Origin of the sequence: Methylobacterium aerolatum (assembly GCF_022179085.1) — a bacterium.
Taxonomy (GTDB): domain Bacteria; phylum Pseudomonadota; class Alphaproteobacteria; order Rhizobiales; family Beijerinckiaceae; genus Methylobacterium; species Methylobacterium aerolatum.
In genome coordinates this window covers 1-16,116 of the sequence record NZ_BPQE01000008.1, presented here as the reverse complement: position 1 = coordinate 16,116, position 16,116 = coordinate 1, and the positions used below count along the sequence as shown (strand labels likewise).

General features: G+C 67.2%; 16 protein-coding genes. 11 read left to right on the top strand and 5 right to left on the bottom strand.

Annotated features, from left to right (window positions below):
* Positions 1–45 precede the first annotated feature (45 nt).
* The 4 genes from MFF06_RS05555 to MFF06_RS05545 form a co-directional block, all read right to left on the bottom strand.
* Positions 46–1,536 (bottom strand): anti-phage protein, encoded by a 1,491-nt coding sequence (locus MFF06_RS05555; protein ID WP_238202026.1) that lies wholly within the window; start codon positions 1,534–1,536, stop codon positions 46–48.
* Positions 1,537–1,829: 293 nt separating this feature from the next.
* Positions 1,830–2,117: a DUF2442 domain-containing protein gene (locus MFF06_RS22775; RefSeq protein WP_370876736.1), complete on the bottom strand. Its 288-nt coding sequence runs from the start codon at positions 2,115–2,117 to the stop codon at positions 1,830–1,832.
* A gap of 11 nt (positions 2,118–2,128) precedes the next feature.
* Positions 2,129–2,470: a BrnA antitoxin family protein gene (locus MFF06_RS05550; RefSeq protein ID WP_238202025.1), complete on the bottom strand. Its 342-nt coding sequence runs from the start codon at positions 2,468–2,470 to the stop codon at positions 2,129–2,131.
* Complete coding sequence (locus MFF06_RS05545; protein ID WP_238202024.1) at positions 2,412–2,729, bottom strand: BrnT family toxin; 318 nt, start codon at positions 2,727–2,729, stop codon at positions 2,412–2,414. Before MFF06_RS05545 ends, MFF06_RS05550 begins: the two co-directional genes overlap by 59 nt.
* 125 nt (positions 2,730–2,854) lie before the next feature.
* On the opposite strand from MFF06_RS05545, the gene MFF06_RS05540 reads away from it, so the two are divergent.
* The 11 genes from MFF06_RS05540 to MFF06_RS05490 all read left to right on the top strand — a co-directional run bounded on the left by MFF06_RS05540 (position 2,855) and on the right by MFF06_RS05490 (position 15,463).
* A complete protein-coding gene (locus MFF06_RS05540) occupies positions 2,855–5,155 on the top strand; it encodes a hypothetical protein (protein ID WP_238202023.1) in 2,301 nt (766 codons plus the stop codon).
* A gap of 4 nt (positions 5,156–5,159) precedes the next feature.
* On the top strand, positions 5,160–5,795 hold the full coding sequence (locus MFF06_RS05535; protein ID WP_238202022.1) for a DUF2460 domain-containing protein: 636 nt from the start codon (positions 5,160–5,162) through the stop codon (positions 5,793–5,795).
* On the top strand, positions 5,792–6,676 hold the full coding sequence (locus MFF06_RS05530; RefSeq protein WP_238202021.1) for a phage/gene transfer agent baseplate hub protein: 885 nt from the start codon (positions 5,792–5,794) through the stop codon (positions 6,674–6,676). Before MFF06_RS05535 ends, MFF06_RS05530 begins: the two co-directional genes overlap by 4 nt.
* On the top strand, positions 6,657–7,169 hold the full coding sequence (locus MFF06_RS05525; protein WP_370876735.1) for an NlpC/P60 family protein: 513 nt from the start codon (positions 6,657–6,659) through the stop codon (positions 7,167–7,169). The genes MFF06_RS05530 and MFF06_RS05525 overlap by 20 nt, the downstream gene beginning before the upstream one ends.
* On the top strand, positions 7,157–11,056 hold the full coding sequence (locus MFF06_RS05520; protein ID WP_238202019.1) for a baseplate multidomain protein megatron: 3,900 nt from the start codon (positions 7,157–7,159) through the stop codon (positions 11,054–11,056). The genes MFF06_RS05525 and MFF06_RS05520 overlap by 13 nt, the downstream gene beginning before the upstream one ends.
* Complete coding sequence (locus MFF06_RS05515) at positions 11,049–12,557, top strand: DUF2793 domain-containing protein (protein ID WP_238202018.1); 1,509 nt, start codon at positions 11,049–11,051, stop codon at positions 12,555–12,557. The genes MFF06_RS05520 and MFF06_RS05515 overlap by 8 nt, the downstream gene beginning before the upstream one ends.
* Positions 12,558–12,612: 55 nt before the next feature.
* Complete coding sequence (locus MFF06_RS05510; protein ID WP_238202017.1) at positions 12,613–13,308, top strand: hypothetical protein; 696 nt, start codon at positions 12,613–12,615, stop codon at positions 13,306–13,308.
* Positions 13,309–13,311: 3 nt separating this feature from the next.
* A complete protein-coding gene (locus tag MFF06_RS05505) occupies positions 13,312–13,725 on the top strand; it encodes a 3TM-type holin (RefSeq protein ID WP_238202016.1) in 414 nt (137 codons plus the stop codon).
* Between the two features lie 25 nt (positions 13,726–13,750).
* A complete protein-coding gene (locus tag MFF06_RS05500; protein WP_238202015.1) occupies positions 13,751–14,224 on the top strand; it encodes a hypothetical protein in 474 nt (157 codons plus the stop codon).
* Positions 14,225–14,399: 175 nt separating this feature from the next.
* Complete coding sequence (locus tag MFF06_RS05495) at positions 14,400–14,819, top strand: hypothetical protein (protein WP_238202014.1); 420 nt, start codon at positions 14,400–14,402, stop codon at positions 14,817–14,819.
* A 242-nt stretch (positions 14,820–15,061) separates the two neighbouring features.
* Positions 15,062–15,463, top strand: a complete 402-nt coding sequence (locus MFF06_RS05490; RefSeq protein ID WP_238202013.1) for a hypothetical protein — start codon at positions 15,062–15,064, stop codon at positions 15,461–15,463.
* A 51-nt stretch (positions 15,464–15,514) separates the two neighbouring features.
* Here MFF06_RS05490 and MFF06_RS05485 read toward each other — a convergent pair whose 3' ends face one another.
* Complete coding sequence (locus MFF06_RS05485; RefSeq protein WP_238202012.1) at positions 15,515–15,982, bottom strand: hypothetical protein; 468 nt, start codon at positions 15,980–15,982, stop codon at positions 15,515–15,517.
* Positions 15,983–16,116 lie beyond the last annotated feature (134 nt).

Genomic DNA, 16,116 nt, shown 5'->3' with positions numbered 1-16,116 from the left:
GGAGATGGCGGCGGGGCGGGCTTAGGTGTGAACACTCATTCTTGTTCAGTTGCTGCGTGCGATATCCAGATTATTTTTAAGGGCATGAACCACCTTAGGATCGCGAATTCGAAAAGTTGTACTACCACCTGATTGACCGCTACGCTCAACAAGTCCCATGCTTTCCATAGCAACAACATAATTATGAGTTGAGCCGCCAGTCCCAGCCTTGTCATTAAGCTGATTTTTTGTGAAGTCGGGGCCAGGCAGTTTTACCAAATGTTTAATATACGCGTAAATATCCATTGAATTTGCGCGCGCATTCGACTTTCTAGGATAATACTCATAAAAATTGAACTGGCACACGAAGTCATTGATACCGTGGGCAAGTGCATTTGCAGAAATCTTAGATGAGTTTGGATCTATCTTATATTGAGCCCTGAAGCTTTTATCAAGAAGATGCCAAAGATCTCGAGGATTTTTATTCGCCAGCTCCAATATTTCTAAAAATCCTACCGTATCAGATCCATCTTCGAATATCGACGACACTTCCCTAACATTTTTGCTCGAAAAAACCGAGACTCTTCGATTTGCAGCAGAAACTAAATCCGTATTATCCCAACTCACAGATGGGCAATAGATCTTTTGAGTCCTGACCTTATCTTTCAACATATTATAAGGAATGATCCAAAGCGCAACGACGACTTGAAATTCTTCTGTTGTAAGCAGTCTAACATCGGTAACAATGGGCTCGATAAATTCGGCTATTTCTTCCGCTGAGTTGTTCAGGCGAGCATCTTCGTCGATTTTATCGAGTACAATTACTATCCGCGAGTAACCTACTTTTTTCGCAAGTGCTGTTAGTTTTTTGAGCGTGGAAAGGCTGGACCCCGTATCAGAAAAATCATCATCAACAGCACTAGTCATATCTTGGAAATATTCTCTAAATTCTGTCGGATGTTTCGCCACGCCCGCAGCTTGGGCAATGATATCCGAAAGAAATGTCACTGTCGCATTAGCGCCGATATTTAAAGGTATCCGCAAAATGCTATAAATTGTTCCACCTAATCTTGTTTTCCAATCGACCTGAAGATTGACAATTTTCCGGTGCAAATCATCTTTGCTAGCCTGCTTCACGTGCTTTGCTAAAAAATAAGATAACAAAACTTTATCCGACTTATTCAACTGTGAGCCAGTTTTTTTGTCAGACGCCATCTTTGCAAAAAGTCTTTCACTGAGCTGACAGATAATATAGTTATAAAAGTCTTCTGAATTAAATCCGACTTTTAGATCCGAATAATCACTGATATTCACAACCAAACAATTTTCATCCACCTTCCTGCAAAAATCATATATTATCGCTGTCTTGCCCGTCCCCCTGTCACCTGCGAGCAGCATTGTACGTCCGTTATTGAACCCTTCTATTATTGGGCTGTACATCGAAAAATCAACGAATAAGTCTTTCCCATGACTGCGTTCATTTTCCGATGTATATACCGAGAAGGGGTATTCAGAGAACCCAAAGCTTTTATAAAAATCTCCGAAGCTTACGGACATCAATAATTCTCACTTAGCTAACTGACGCGGCCGATCTGCAGCTTTTGTCCTGCCTCGGCACTCCCCGAGCAAATTAGTAATCACCTTAGGTTGTGCGAAGCAATACACGTCGACAAGCAATTCCCCACTGTCTAAGGCAGAATTTTTTGGTGCGTTGCAGCATAGTTGAGGAGAGCCAGGGAGCATTTCTGTGCACCCCAACACCGTTTCGATTAGCGCCAATTGCGATTAAAATAGAAAATCCAGAAATGCATCAGCTGTCTCTGGGCGTTCTTTGCGGGATAAGGCAGCCGTTAAGTGAAATGAGGGTCCGCGTCCCGATCCCATGCTAAGCGCCAGAGCGTGTCGGCTGCAATCTCAAGATCTTCGCCCCAATGAGCGTTCCATCCATCTTCTCCCACCGAAACCGCCCCAAACACATCGGGGTCGTGGCGCAACGGTACGAAAACTGCATATGTATTGATATGCGCGCCAACATCCACCGTCGTCTCCAGTCCATTCGCCCACGTTACAACTAGATTCCGACCGGAGCCCACCCGGATTGCTTGGATACAGGGTAAATCGGCCCACAATTCAGTCATAGCCCCCGCCCTCACGCTGCCCGAAGCTTCTTCGCGGCCTTCGCCAACGCCTCGTTCATGCGCGTCTGCCAGCCCGGCCCGCTGGCCTTGAAGGCGTCGAGCACGTCCGGGGGCACGCGCAGAGTGACCTGCACCGCCTTGGCCTCGGCTTTCGGGCGGCCGCGCTTCGTCAGCGCCGCGTAGAGAGCAGGAGGCAGCGCCTCGCGGGCGGGGCGCATCTGGGCTAGTTCCGCGTCCGTCGCCTCGCGCGCATCGGGATCGTCCGCGATCGCCGCCTGGAGCGCGGCCTCCTCGTCATCCGTCAGCATCGGCACCGTGCGGGCCGGACGCGTCGTCTTCGCACTGCGCGGCATAGGCTCTCCTCTCCCGGTTGCTCGCCGTCCGCAAGCTGATCGCAGCGATGGCCTCGGTGCCGAGCGGCGCGAAGGTCAGAGACACCATCCGGCCCTCCAGCCAACCCACCGCCATGAAGCGCGGGGCGCCGAAACGGTCGGCATGGGCAGGCGCGATCATCGCCCCCTCCCACTCGAACCGATCCGCCGCGTCGGCGAAGTCCATCCCGTGCTTCAGGATGTTCGCCGCCCGCTTGTGATCGTCCCAGACCATCCGCATGCCATTTCGGTAACTCCCGAAATCCTGCGGCGCAAGCCTTTTCTGTAGCTACCGAAACGTGTCATCGGCGCCGGAGTTCCCGCGCCGGTTGATTGCCCCTTCGCCAGGAGCCGAAGCCCAGCCCGATGGCCGAACCGCTCGTCATCCAGTTCGTCGCCGATACGTCCCGCGCTCAGGCCGCCATGTCCAATCTCGCGGCGCAGATCGTCGGCAACATGACCCAGATCGGCGTCGCCATGTCGGGCGGGGCCGCCAACACCAACGGGTTCGGCGCCGCGCTGGAGGGCATGAAGGCCAGCGCCGTCCGGGCGGCGGCGGCCGTCGGCTCGGATGTGGCCAACGTCATCACCGCCACGGCGAACGCGGCGGCGGCGGAGAAGGCGAGCCTGGAGGGCGTGGCGCGGGCCTTCAGCGGCGCGGCGGCCACCTCGAACACCGCCGCCGCCGCGACCAGCGCGGGGCTCTCCACGGCGAAGGGCGCCGTCTCGGGAATCGTCGCGCAGATCCCCTCGCTCAAGCTGCTGCTCGGCGCCTTCATCGCCTTCGAGGCGGTGAAGCTCGTCTTCGAGAGCGTCGCCGCCTCGATCGACGAGGCCCGCGAGCACGTGGAGGCCTTCGTGCGGATCGGGCGCGAGGCCGACCGGCTCGGCGTCGGCACCACCTTCTTCCAGCGGGCGACCCTCGACGCCAAGGCGCTCGGCCTGGAGACCCGCCAGGTCGTGGCGGCCCTGGAGCGCGCCCGCGAGGCCGCCGCCGCGCGCCTCGGCGAGGGCGAGCACGGCGTGTCGGGATCGGAGATCGACCGCCGCCTGACGCAGAATGTCCGGGCGGGCAACCTCACCGCCGGGGACAAGGCCGCCTACGATGCGGCGACGACGCAGGAGGCCCGCATCCGGGCGATCCTCGACCTGATCGACAAGCTGCGCGACGAGGGCCGCGACCTCGCCGCCTTCGATCTCGCCGGCAAGGTCTTCGGGCCGGATTTCGAGGCCAAGCTGCGCGAGGGCGTCGATCTCACCCGCCGCCTGCGGGAGAACCTCAACGGCACGGCGGCCACGGCGGGCGGTCAGCGGATCGTCGATCCGGAGGAGATCGAGCGGGCGCGCCAGCTCGATGCCAAGCTGACCGACATCCACACCACCTTCGCCACCGCGCTGATCCCGATCCAGAAGGACGCGTCGAACGCGGCGATCGACCTCTACAGCCACTTCCTCGATGTCGAGGCGGCGCTGGCCCGCGTCGCCCTCGTGGCGAGCCATCTCTACACCGAGCTGTCCCAGATGGCCGGGGCGATCGACGCGGCGATCCCGAGCGCGGGGCGCCTCGCGACGCTGCTCGGCGCGGCCGATCTCGGCAAGGCCCTCGGCATCGACGGCCTCGGCCCGAAGATCAAGACCGCGCTGGGCTCGCTGGCGACCTCCGTCGGCGCGGGCGATCTCGTCGGGGTGCCGCGCGCCGGCGAGACGCAGGCCATGGCCGACGCCCGCGCCGCCCAGGACGCGGCCAAAGCCCGGTTGCGGGAGGGGCTGACGCGGCCCGGCGCCGTCGCCTCCGCCGTCGAGGCGAGCGACCGCCTCGATTTCCGGCCCCGCACGGCGCCCGACCGGTCGCAGGCGCTGCCCTCGCTCACCCCGCGCCGGTCCGGCGGCGGCCCCTCCGATCTCGATGCGGTGAACACCTTCGTCAACGGCCTGGAGAAGTCCGCCGCCGCCGCGAAGGCCGAGGCCGAGGCGTTCAACAAGAGCAACGCCGAGAAGCAGGTCGCCATCCAGCTGGCCCGGGCGCAGGAGATCGCCAGCCAGAACGGGCGCGCGCTGACCGAGGAGGAGACCGCCGCCATCACCAAGGCGGCGACGGCGGTCGTGACCTACCGGGACAAGATCCAAGATCTGGAGCAGGCGCAGCGGGAGGCGGCGGAGACGGCGCGCTTCTTCGGCGACACCATCGCCAACAGCTTCGCCGACGCGATCTTCAACGGCCGCAAGTTCTCCGACATCCTGCGCGGCCTCCAGGCCCAGCTCGGCCGCGCCGCCCTGCAGGCGGTCTTCTCGGGGCAGGGGCCGCTGGCCTCGCTCCTCGGGACCTCGCCGTCGGCCAGCGCCGGGCCGAACGCGGTCGGCGGCCTCGCCGGCACGCTCGGCGACGCCCTCGGTTCCCTGTTCCGGGCCAATGGCGGCCCCGTCGAGGCGGGCCAGGCCTACACGGTCGGCGAGATGGGACGGGAGCTGTTCATCCCGAACCAGAGCGGCCGGATGGTGCCGATCGAGCGGGCGGTGCCCGGGTCGCTCGCGCCCTCGCCGGAGCGACGGCCGCTCGCCATCCATGTGGCCGTCAACGCGACGGACGCGCGTTCCTTCCTCCGCTCGGAGGCGCAGATGACGGCGGCCCTCGCCCGGGCGGTCCAGCGCGGCACGCGGGGCCTTTAGTCCGGTGGCGACGCCGTTCCACGAGGTCCGCTTCCCCCTTTCCCTCGCCTACGGCTCCCGGGGCGGTCCGGAGCGCCGGACCGACATCGTGACGCTGGGCTCCGGCGACGAGGAGCGCAACGCCCTCTGGCGCCACTCCCGCCGCAGCTACAATGCCGGCCCGGCCCTGCGCCGCGCGGCCGACATCGCCCTGTTCCTGGCGTTCTTCGAGGAGCGTCGCGGCCAGCTCTACGGCTTCCGCTGGTACGACCTCTTCGACCACTCGACGGCGCCCCCCGGTCAAGCGCCCGGTCCCCTGGATCAGGGCCTCGGCACGGGCGACGGAACAACCCGCATCTTCCCGCTCCTCAAGCGTTACGGCGGGGCCTTCGCCCCCTACGACCGGCCGATCCGCAAGCCCGTCGCCGGCAGCGTGCGCGTGGCGGTGAACGGCGCCGAACTCGCGAGTGGCGCCTTCACGGTCGATTCCACCACCGGCCTCGTCACCCTCGCCACCGCGCCGGCGGCCGGGGCGGCGGTGAGCGCCGGCTTCCTCTTCGACGTGCCCGTGCGCTTCGCCACGGACAAGATCGAGATCGACTACCGCGCCATCGAGGCCGGTCTCGTCCCCGACATTCCGATCATCGAGCTGCGCCGGTGAAGACCGTGTCCCCCGGCCTCTCCGCCTCCCTGGCGGCGGGCGTCACCACCCTCTGCACCTGCTGGATCGTCACGCGGCGGGACGGCACCGTCCTCGGCTTCACCGACCACGATGCGGATCTCGTCGTCGAGGGCGTCGCCTGCCTCGCCGAGAGCGGCGTCACCGCCTCGGCCCTGGAGCAATCCGCCGGGCTCGCCGTCGACGGGATGACGCTGATGGGCGCGCTCACCGGCGACCGGCTGGGCGAGGACGATCTCGCCCGCGGACTCTTCGACGGCGCGCGCCTCTCGGCCTGGCGGGTGGACTGGCAGACGCCCGCCGACCGGGTGCAGATCTTCGCCGGGACGATCGGCGAGGTCTCGCGCGGGCGCACCGCCTTCCAGGCCGAGGTCCGCAGCCTCACCAACGCCCTCAACCAGCCGCGCGGGCGGCTCTACGGCCGCAGCTGCGAGGCCGCCTTCGGCGACGGCCGCTGCGGCGTCGATGCGAGCCTTTCCGCCTATCGCAGCGGCGGGACGGTGACGCGGCTCGTCTCCGGCCGGAGCTTCGCGGCCTCGGGCCTCGCGGCCTACGCCCCCGGCTGGTTCTCCGCCGGCACGCTCACCTGGCTCACCGGCCGCAATGCCGGAGCGGTTCAGGAGGTGCGGACCCATCTCGGCCGGGAGAGCGCGCTCCTCGACCTCTGGGAGCCCACGGCGCTGGCGATGGCGCCGGGGGACACCTTCACCATCGTGGCCGGGTGCGACCGCACCTTCGAATCCTGCCGCGGCAAGTTCGGCAACGCCGCGAACTTCCGCGGCTTCCCGCACCTGCCGGGCTCGGACTACGCGATGACCTATGCCCGCCCCGGCGCCCAGAACGATGGCGGCCGCCTTGACTGAGCCGCGCCGGGACGCCGCTCGAACAGCGCGGCGCGTGGTGGCGGAGGCGCGGGCCTGGATCGGCACGCCCTACCACCACCAAGCCTCCCTGCGGGGGGTCGGGTGCGACTGCCTCGGCCTGCTCCGGGGCGTCTGGCGGTTCCTCTACGGCACCGAGCCGGAGACGCCGCCGCCCTACACCGCGACCTGGGCCGAGGACCGCGGCGAGGAAACCCTGCGCGAGGCCGCCCGGCGGCACCTCACCGAGATCGCCCTGGCGGAATCCGGGCCGGGGGATGTGTGGCTGTTCCGGTGGCGGCCGACCCTGCCGGCCAAGCATTGCGGCATCCTCTCGGGCCCGGGCCGGATGATCCACGCCTATGACGGCCACGCGGTGACCGAGAGCTGGATCCCCGACGCGTGGCGGCGGCGCGCGGCCTACGCCTTCCGCTTTCCGGAGGACCCGGCGGGCGCTCCGGGCCGCGATGCGGGGAGCGCGCCGTGGCCACGGTAGCGCTGTCCATCGTCGGCCAGGCCGTCGGCACGACGCTGTTCGGGCCGATCGGCGGCCAGATCGGCGCGGCGATCGGCTCCGTGGCCGGCGGCTACATCGACCGCTCGATCGCGGGGCGGCCGAAATCCATCATCACGCAGGGGCCGCGCCTCACGGATCTGCACGTCACCGGCTCGGCCGAGGGCGCGCCGGTGAACCGGTGCTACGGCCGCATCCGCATGGGCGGGCAGATCATCTGGGCCACGAAGATCAAGGAGAGCCAGAGCGTCGCGAAGGTGAAGCCGAGGGGCGGCAAGGGGCAACCCGCGCAGCCCTCGACCACCACCGTCACCTACACCTACTCGGTGAGCCTCGCAGTCGCGTTCTGCGAGGGCGTCGCGGATGGCATCCCGACGGTCTACGCCGACGGGAAGCCGCTGGCCCTCAGCCGCATCCCGCACCGGATCTACCTCGGCACCGAGACACAGACCCCCGACCCCAAGATCGAGGCCGTCGAGGGGACCGGGCACGCCCCCGCCTACCGGGGCATCGTCTACATCGTCTTCGAGGATCTGCCGCTCGCCGAGTACGGGAACCGCGTGCCGGTCCTGACCGCCGAGGTCATGCGGCGCCCGCCCGCGGCGGTGCCGGGGCGCCCCACCCTCGAGAATCTCATCACCGCCGTGACCATGATCCCCGGCATGGGCGAGTTCGTCTACGCCTCGCAGAGCGTCTCGAAACAGATCTTCGGGATGCTCGCCCTGGAGAACGGGATCTCCGGCGGGGCCGATGCCCCCTCGGCCCTGGCCCAGCTGAGGCAACAGGCGCCGTCCTGCCGGCACGTCTCCCTCGTCGTGGCCTGGCACGGGACGGATCTGCGTTGCGCCTCCTGCCGCATCGAGCCGCGCTGCGAGAGCCACGACAAGGACACGTCGATGCCGTGGCTCGCCGGCGGGTTGACCCGGATGGCGGCGACCCTCGTGAGCCTCGATCCCGAGAGCCGGCCGCTCCTCGGCGGCGCGCCGGCGGACGCCACCGTCGTGCAGATGATCCGGCTTCTGAAGCTCTCCGGCTATGGGGTGACCGTCTATCCCGTGGTGATGATGGACATCCCCTCGGGCAACGGCCTGCCCGATCCCCGGGGCGGCGGCGAGCAACCGGCCTTCCCCTGGCGCGGCCGCATCACCTGCCATCCCGCCCCCGGGCAGCCGAACTCCCCCGACCGGTCGGCCGCCGCCGCCGCGCAGGTCGCAGCCTTCTTCGGATCGATCTCCGCCTCCGCCCTCCGGTGGGACGGGAGCACGGTCACCTCGACCGTACCGGAATGGAGCTTCCGCCGCTTCATCCTGCATTGCGCCCGCCTCGCGGAAGCCGCCGGCGGCGTCGAAGGCTTCCTGATCGGATCGGAACTCGTCGGCCTCACGACGGTCCGCTCGGACGCCACGACCTATCCGGCCGTCGCGAAGCTCAAGGCGCTCGCCGCCGACGTGCGCGCGATCCTCGGCGCGGGCGTCCAGATCAGCTACGGCGCCGACTGGACCGAATATGCCAACCACCGGCCCGCCGACGGCTCGGGCGACGTGCTGTTTCCCCTCGACGATCTCTGGGCGGATTCCAACATCGATGTCGTCGGCATCGACAACTACATGCCGCTGGCGGATTGGCGCGACGGCTTCGCCCACCGCGACGCCCTCGCCGGGGCCACCTCGCCCTACGATCTCGCCTCTCTTCAGGCCAACATCGAGGGCGGCGAACTCTTCGACTGGTATTATCCAACGCAAGCCGCCCGCGATGCGCAGGCCCGCGCGCCGATCACCGATGGGCTCGGCGAGCCGTGGATCCATCGCCCCAAGGACCTGCGGGGCTGGTGGGGCCACGCGCACTACCCGCGCCCCGGCGGCGTCCGCGCCGCGACACCCACCGCGTGGCAGCCGGGGCTGAAGCCGATCCGCTTCACCGAGATCGGCTGCCCGGCGGTGGACCGGGGGGCGAACCAGCCGAACGTCTTCGTCGACCCGAAATCCAGCGAGAGCGAACTCCCCTATTATTCCCGGGGCAACCGCGACCTCCAGGCCCAGCGGAGCTTTCTGGAGGCGCAGCTCGCCTACTGGCGTCCGGAGAGCGGGCATAACCCCGCCTCCCCACGGGACGGGCGCCCGATGATCGACTGGGCGCGCTCCACCGTCTGGACCTGGGACGCCCGGCCCTATCCCGATTTCCCCCGGGCGACCGCCCTCTGGCGCGATGCCGGGAATTACCGCCTCGGGCACTGGATCAACGGCCGCCTCGGCCTCGCGCCGCTCGCCGACGTGGTGGCGGATCTCTGCGCCGGCCTCGGCGTGACGGTGGACGTGTCCCGGCTGCACGGGCTCGTCGAGGGCTACGTCATCGACGACGTGATGACGCCGCGCGACGCCATCGCCACCCTGGCGCGGATCTACGGCTTCGAGGGCCACGAGAGCGAGGGCACCCTCGTCTTTGCGCCGCTCGCCGCCGCGCCCGTCGCCCGGATCGCGGCGGAGACCTTCGTCCAGGGCGAGACGGCGGACTACACGCGCCGCCGCGGCGACGTCCTCGAACTGCCGGGCGTCGTCTCCCTCGGCTTCGTCGATGCCTTGCGCGCCTACGGCCAGGGCTCGGTGGAGGTCCGGCGGCCGGACGGCCCGGCGCACGCGGTCACCCGCATCCAGGCCGCCCTCGTCCTCGATGCGGGCGAGGCGGCGGGCCTCGCGGCGTCGCTGCTCTACGCGGCCTATGTCGAGCGCGAACACCTCACCTTCACCCTGCCGCCCTCCCACCTCGCCCTCGATCCCGGCGACGTCGTCACCTGCGATCTCGACGGCCGGAGCGTCGATGTCCGCATCGTCCGGATCGGACTGGAGCTGGGACGGCCGATCGAGGCGGTGCGGGCCGATGCCGGAATCTACGACCGGCGCGACGGCGCGGCCCCCTCCCGCGACGGCGGGGCGCCGGCGGCGATCGGCATCGCGCTGGCGACCGTCCTCGACCTGCCGACGCTGCCCGGGCAGCAGGCCGCGGACGGACGGCCCTTCCTCGCGGCCTATACCCGCCCGTGGTCCGCCGTGGCGGTCGCCCGCTCCGCCGACGGGACGAGCTTCGCGCCGGCCGGCCTCCTCGACGCGCCGACGATCATCGGACGCCTGACCCAGGACTTCCCGGCGGGGCCGGCCTGGCGCTGGGACGGGGCGAACAGCCTGTGCGTCGAGATCGGCAGCGGCGCGCAGCTCGACTCGGCGACGGAGGACGCGGTGCTCGCCGGGGCGAATGTCGCCGCGATCCGGACGCCCTCCGGCCAGTGGGAGATCGTGCAGTGGCAGAGCGCGACGCTGGTGGCCGACCGGCATTACCGGCTGGATCGCCTGCTGCGCGGCCAGCTCGGCACGGAATCGGTGATGGGGACGCCAACCCCGGCGGGCGCGGAGTTCGTCGTCCTCGACGACAGCCTCGTCCCGGCGGCGGCGGGCGCGGGGTCGGTCTGGCGGTTCACGCCCGCGGCGCTTCCCCCCGACGATCCCAGCGGCCGCCGGATCGTGGCGTCCATGACCGGCGCGGCCCTGCGGCCCTACGCGCCGACCGGGGCCCGCCTCGCCCGCGACGGAGACGACCTCGTGCTGAGCTGGATCCGCCGGACGCGGACCGGCGGCGACGATTGGGACCAAGCCGAGGTGCCGCTCGGCGAGGAGATCGAACTCTACGGGATCGACATCCTCGACCCGCAGGGCGCCGTGCGCCGGACCCTCACCGCCACCGCGCCGCGCATCACCTACACCCGCGCCATGCAGACGGAGGATTTCGGCCAAGCGGTCCAGACCCTGTCCGTGGCGATCGCCCAGCAGTCCCGGACCTACGGCCGGGGCACCGCCCTGAGGATCGACCTGCGTGTCTGAGACCGCCAACATCGCCCTGCCGCTCCTGGCGGCCGCCCAGGCGCAGAAGCATGTGACCCACAACGAGGCCCTGCTGATCCTCGACAGCCTCGTGCAGCTCGCCTGCCTCGACAAGGATCTGACCGCGCCGCCGTCGAGCCCGAAGGAGGGCGACCGCTACCTGATCGCCGGCTCCTCCCCGAGCGGCGCCTGGGCGGGATGGGCCGGGCGCATCGCCCGCTTCCGGGACGGCCAGTGGACGTCGCTCGCCCCGAAGACGGGCTGGCTCGCCTACGTCGCGGACGAGAAGCAGCTCTATGCCTTCGACGGCCAGGCCTGGGCGGCCACCGGCGGGACGAGTGGCGCCTCGGGGTCCGGTGGTGCGGCTCCATCGCAGACCAGCGCGGCCTTGTTCGGGATCAACACCCAGGCGGACACGACGAACCGCCTCGCGGTGAAATCCGATGCGGTGCTGCTCGCCTGGGACGATGTCACGCCGGGCTCGGGCGACCTGCGCGTGACCCTCAACAAGAAGGCAGCCGCCCGCGATGCCGGCTTCGCGTTCCAGACGGGCTATTCGACAAGGGCCCTGTGCGGCACCTTCGGCAGCGACGACTTCGTCGTGAAGACCTCGGCGGACGGCACGGCCTTCACGACGGCGCTTACCGCCGCCGCCGCGACCGGCATCGTCGCCTTCGCGGCGAGCCCCACCGCGCCGACGCCCGCCGACCGGGACGGCTCCACGCGGCTGGCCACGACGGCCTATGTCGACCGGGCGGGCGCGGCCGCCTTCGCCCGCAGCCCCGTTGCGGACGCCGCCTATACGATCCAGCCGACGGACCGGACCGTGGCGGTGACCGCCCTGACGGCGGCGCGCACCCTGACGCTGCCGGCGGCCTCGGCCTTCCCGCCGGGCGCCACGCTGACGATCCTCGACGAGAGCGGCGCCTGCTCGCCGGGGAAAGCCCTCACCATCGCCCGCGCGGGCTCCGACACGATCAACGGGCTCACGGCGCTGCTGCTCGCCACGCCCTACGGCGCCGTCTCGCTCCAGAGCAACGGCGCCGCCAAGTGGACGATCACGGACCGCATCACGGGGATGAACCGGCGCACCTTCGTCGACGTGAGCGGCCTCAACACGAACCAGACCGTCGGCTCGGCCTTCACCCGCATCACCCTGACGCAGAAGAACGACGACACCGGCGGCAACTGGGACACGTCCTCGTCCCTCTACACCTGCCCGCGCCGGGGCGTGTACCAGATCACCGGGAGCCTGCGCGTCGCCGACGCGACCGGCGCCGGCACGCAGTACGGCGTCGCCGTCCACACCACCGAGACGGACGGCCCCTGGTTCCTCTGGCACTCCGTCGGACCGGCGCCGTCCGTGCGATCGACCTACGTCTACAGCCGCCTGACCCCCCAGGCCGCCGGCGATCAGCTGCGGATGTTCAGCTACTCCGACCAGGGCGTGAAGATCATCGGCGCCGGCCTGCAGATCTGCTTGGTCTCCGAGGGCGATTGATCGGTCTCGGAGCGGCGCCGGCTCCCCGCGCTGCCCTCAAACCCACGAGGACACCATGACCGCCACCATCGTGCGGGCGACCTTCTTCGCCCGGATGCGCGCGAGCGGGCTCTGCGGCCCGACGCTCTCGCAGACCGAGGTCGACGGCATGACCGGTCTGCTCGACGCCTGGGACAGGCTCGGCTGGCCGCCGGATCTCCGCCCCATCGCCTACACCCTGGCGACGGCCTGGCACGAGTGCCGCCTCGACCTGACCGTCCGCGAGACCGGCCGGGGCCGCGGCCTGCCCTACGGCGTGCCGGTGAACGGCCAGATCTATTACGGCCGGGGCGCCGCGCAGCTGACCTGGCACGACAATTACAGCCGGTTCGGCCGCCTCCTGAACCTCGACCTCGTCGGCCACCCGGACCTCGCCCTGGTGCCGGAGACCAGCGCCGCGATCCTCGTGCTGGGCGCCCGCGACGGGCTGTTCCGCAAGGGCCACTCCCTCGCCCGCTACTTCGACGCCACCACCGACGATCCGGTCGGCGCCCGGGCCATCATCAACGGCGACGTCACGGCGAACGGGCCGCGCGTCGCCGCCCATCACCGCGTCTTCCTCGCGGCGCTCCGGGCAGCGTCCCCGGCCGCGGCGTCACCGGTCGCCGCGCCATCGCCGACATCCTCTGTCTCCTCGCCGCCTCCCGGGCGGGACGGCCTCCTCGGCCGCCTCCTCGCGACGCTCCGCGGCAACCTCCGGAAAGGTGCCTGACCCATGGGCTTCCTCGCGATCCTCCCGGCGCTGCTCGGCGCCCTCGGCCCGATCCTGCAGAAGGCGATCCCCGACGAGGGGCAGCGGATGCAGGCGCAAGCGGAGCTGCAGAAGGCGTTGCTCGACGGCCAATCCGACCTCGCCCGCGCCATGGCCGACGTGATGAAGGCCGACGCCGCCTCCGAGAGCGCGCTGACCCGCAACGCGCGGCCGATCACGGTGCTCTGGGCGCTGGCGATGATCACCTGGGTCGGCGTGCTGGCGCCGCTGCTCGGCCTCCAGGCCGAGGTGGTGCGGGCGCTGGCGGGCGTGCCGGACTCTCTATGGTCGCTGCTGACCGTCGGGATCGGCGCCTACATGGCCGCGCGCACGGCGGACAAGTTCATCGAGGCCAAAGTCACCGACGCGAAGCGCTGAGGAAGCGAGGCCAGGAGCCGATCCGATGTCGCCGAACCCGCCCTACGCCACCCTCGACGAGGAGCGCGCCGCGCTGCCCGGCCGCGTCACCAAGCTCGAAACCAATCTCGACACGCTCCGCCGCGACGTGGCCGACGAGTTCAAGGACCTGCGCAGCGAGAACCGCCGCCAGACGGAGGCGATCCTCGCCAAGATCGAGGCCCAGGGCCGCGACTTCGCCCACGCCCAGGCCGAAGCCCTGCGCAAGGGCCAGTTCTCTCTCTCCAGCACCTTCAAGACGCTGATCGCCGCCGGCGGCTTCCTGCTCGCCATCGTCGGCGCCGGCGCCACGGCCCTGAAGGCGCCGATCGAGGCCGACATCGCCCGCGACCGGGCGGACATTCAGGAGCTGAAGCGGACGACGATGGGACGGGAGGAGTTGCTGGTGCGGCTGAGGATGATCGAGCGGGAGATTGGGCGGGGAGAGGGGCGAGTCATGGGGCGCGAGGTGGTGGAGTGATTGAGAGGCAGTAGATTTGCTTCGCTGTCGGCTGCTTGGGGTGGGGAGCCGAAGGGCTGCTTAGGGTGGTTTGCGGTCGGTCCGCTCCTGAAGCAGAATTTGGAGAAGCAGACGCTGCCATTACGTATTTTTAGAACGCCGGTCGATAAACTGGAGTCATAGCAAGAGGAAGCGCATGTCGGACATTCACGCCTCAGTGCTGCGCTTCAGAGAGTTCCTGAATGCGTCAAAACCAATTGCGGAAGCTGCCGCTGACGGTGGCAAAGATTATTTATTAGATGATTGGTTGCAAGCCAACTGGGAGGTAATGGTCGAAGCGCGTACCGAAAAGTATATATTGCACTATGGCGAGGGCGCTGATTGTAATGGTACTAGCTGTAGAGTATGGCTACCCGAGATCCTGCCAACGCATCAAATTGCATGTAGAGATTTGACGTCTGGACTACAACACAAATTCATAAAATTCATTCGTTGGGATGGTCAAAAATACTCCGAAGATACGCCGCTCACTCATATTTTGTGCAATTACGATCCATTGGTTGTCTTAGTAATCGAACAGGTTGAGCTCATTTTGGTAGAATGCGAGCCGATGTAAGAGCGGTTCTTGGGTGGACCGACTCATGGTTCATTAGTGAGACAACGCAGTAAGCAAGTGCCCGCTCAGGAAGCGCCTTGGGTACCGGGAGGGTCGGATGTGGGAGGACTGCTCCGGGTGGATTTCTGCCGGGCCGCTTCGGGGCGGCGGGTCCATCGAAGCGACGTAGTTGCGGGAACCGCTCACGACCCATTGCAGACGCTCAGCACCATGCCAGGATGGCCCCACGCGGGGGCTGGACGATGCCGACCTTACAAATCCATGATCTTGAGCCGCAGCACGCGGCTGTAGTCGATCCTCGCCTCGTGCTGCCGATCCTCGGCCAGCGTGCGATCCGGGCTTCATGGCAGGTCGCTGGGGTCGCCCGCTTCAAGGAACCCCTCTTCGCTACGGGCGAAGGGGCAACCCATCTTGAGGCGCTCTGCCAATCTCTGAAGCCTGTTTCAGGCGTCTTGCTGAGCCAGATTTTCGGTCAGGTGGAACAGGTCATCTGGGGCGAGTTCTCTGCCTACGACGACCGAGAGGGCACGCCTTGGGTGATCCTCCGGGCTATCGACAGTTCGTGGTGTGAGGTTGAGACGGACGACGTAGGCATTCTGGATCGCGTCCATGAGACCTTCGCGGACATACGGATGGACCCGTGAGGGTCTGGTTCCCACCCATTGCGGATTCGCGCTTTGAACCTGCAAGACACCCTAAGCAGGACTTGCTTGCTCCTCGATGATCGCGCCAGATCGACAATGGACCGCGATCGGCGCGGTGCTTCGCCGGTCGAACAATGTCCACTCGGGATCGCCCTTCAGGGTCGAGAACGACACAACGTGGAAGCCATCCGAGAGTGAGACCAATATCTCGGGCAAACGCCCGAACGTCGTCACGTTGACGACGTGCTTGCCGATAAGACTGGCGAACGTCGGCACCCAGATTTCCTCATCGTTGCCACTGCCGCACACGATGGTGCACGCGTCCTCGATACGCCAGTCGGCTTCGATCATCAGACCGATCTCACCTGAGGGCGCGGCGGGCCTACCGTTTTTGCGCATACGGGTTGTGGGCGTGAGTACACCAAATTCGATGAAGAGGGCCGAGCCGTAGCCTCGCCAGACGTGGGCGACGACCAACCCTTTCGCTGCTGCTCGGAAGTGCTCGATCCAGTCCTTCATGCCGCCAATCATGTCGGAGCCAATGGGGTCTGCAAACCACCCTGGGCCGAAGTTGCCGGACGACTGACAAACGGCCGCTTTTGGGGAGCGCTGACAGCAGTCTCAACGGCTCGGTTGGGTCGCTACCGGACTGG

Excerpts from the sequence above, each read along its gene's own strand:
- MFF06_RS05555 (WP_238202026.1), bottom strand. The coding sequence starts at position 1,536 with ATGTCCGTAAGCTTCGGAGATTTTTATAAAAGCTTTGGGTTCTCTGAA.
- MFF06_RS22775 (WP_370876736.1), bottom strand. The coding sequence starts at position 2,117 with ATGACTGAATTGTGGGCCGATTTACCCTGTATCCAAGCAATCCGGGTG.
- MFF06_RS05550 (WP_238202025.1), bottom strand. The coding sequence starts at position 2,470 with ATGCCGCGCAGTGCGAAGACGACGCGTCCGGCCCGCACGGTGCCGATG.
- MFF06_RS05545 (WP_238202024.1), bottom strand. The coding sequence starts at position 2,729 with ATGCGGATGGTCTGGGACGATCACAAGCGGGCGGCGAACATCCTGAAG.
- MFF06_RS05540 (WP_238202023.1), top strand. The coding sequence starts at position 2,855 with ATGGCCGAACCGCTCGTCATCCAGTTCGTCGCCGATACGTCCCGCGCT.
- MFF06_RS05525 (WP_370876735.1), top strand. The coding sequence starts at position 6,657 with ATGGCGGCCGCCTTGACTGAGCCGCGCCGGGACGCCGCTCGAACAGCG.
- MFF06_RS05510 (WP_238202017.1), top strand. The coding sequence starts at position 12,613 with ATGACCGCCACCATCGTGCGGGCGACCTTCTTCGCCCGGATGCGCGCG.
- MFF06_RS05505 (WP_238202016.1), top strand. The coding sequence starts at position 13,312 with ATGGGCTTCCTCGCGATCCTCCCGGCGCTGCTCGGCGCCCTCGGCCCG.
- MFF06_RS05500 (WP_238202015.1), top strand. The coding sequence starts at position 13,751 with ATGTCGCCGAACCCGCCCTACGCCACCCTCGACGAGGAGCGCGCCGCG.
- MFF06_RS05495 (WP_238202014.1), top strand. The coding sequence starts at position 14,400 with ATGTCGGACATTCACGCCTCAGTGCTGCGCTTCAGAGAGTTCCTGAAT.
- MFF06_RS05490 (WP_238202013.1), top strand. The coding sequence starts at position 15,062 with ATGCCGACCTTACAAATCCATGATCTTGAGCCGCAGCACGCGGCTGTA.
- MFF06_RS05485 (WP_238202012.1), bottom strand. The coding sequence starts at position 15,982 with ATGAAGGACTGGATCGAGCACTTCCGAGCAGCAGCGAAAGGGTTGGTC.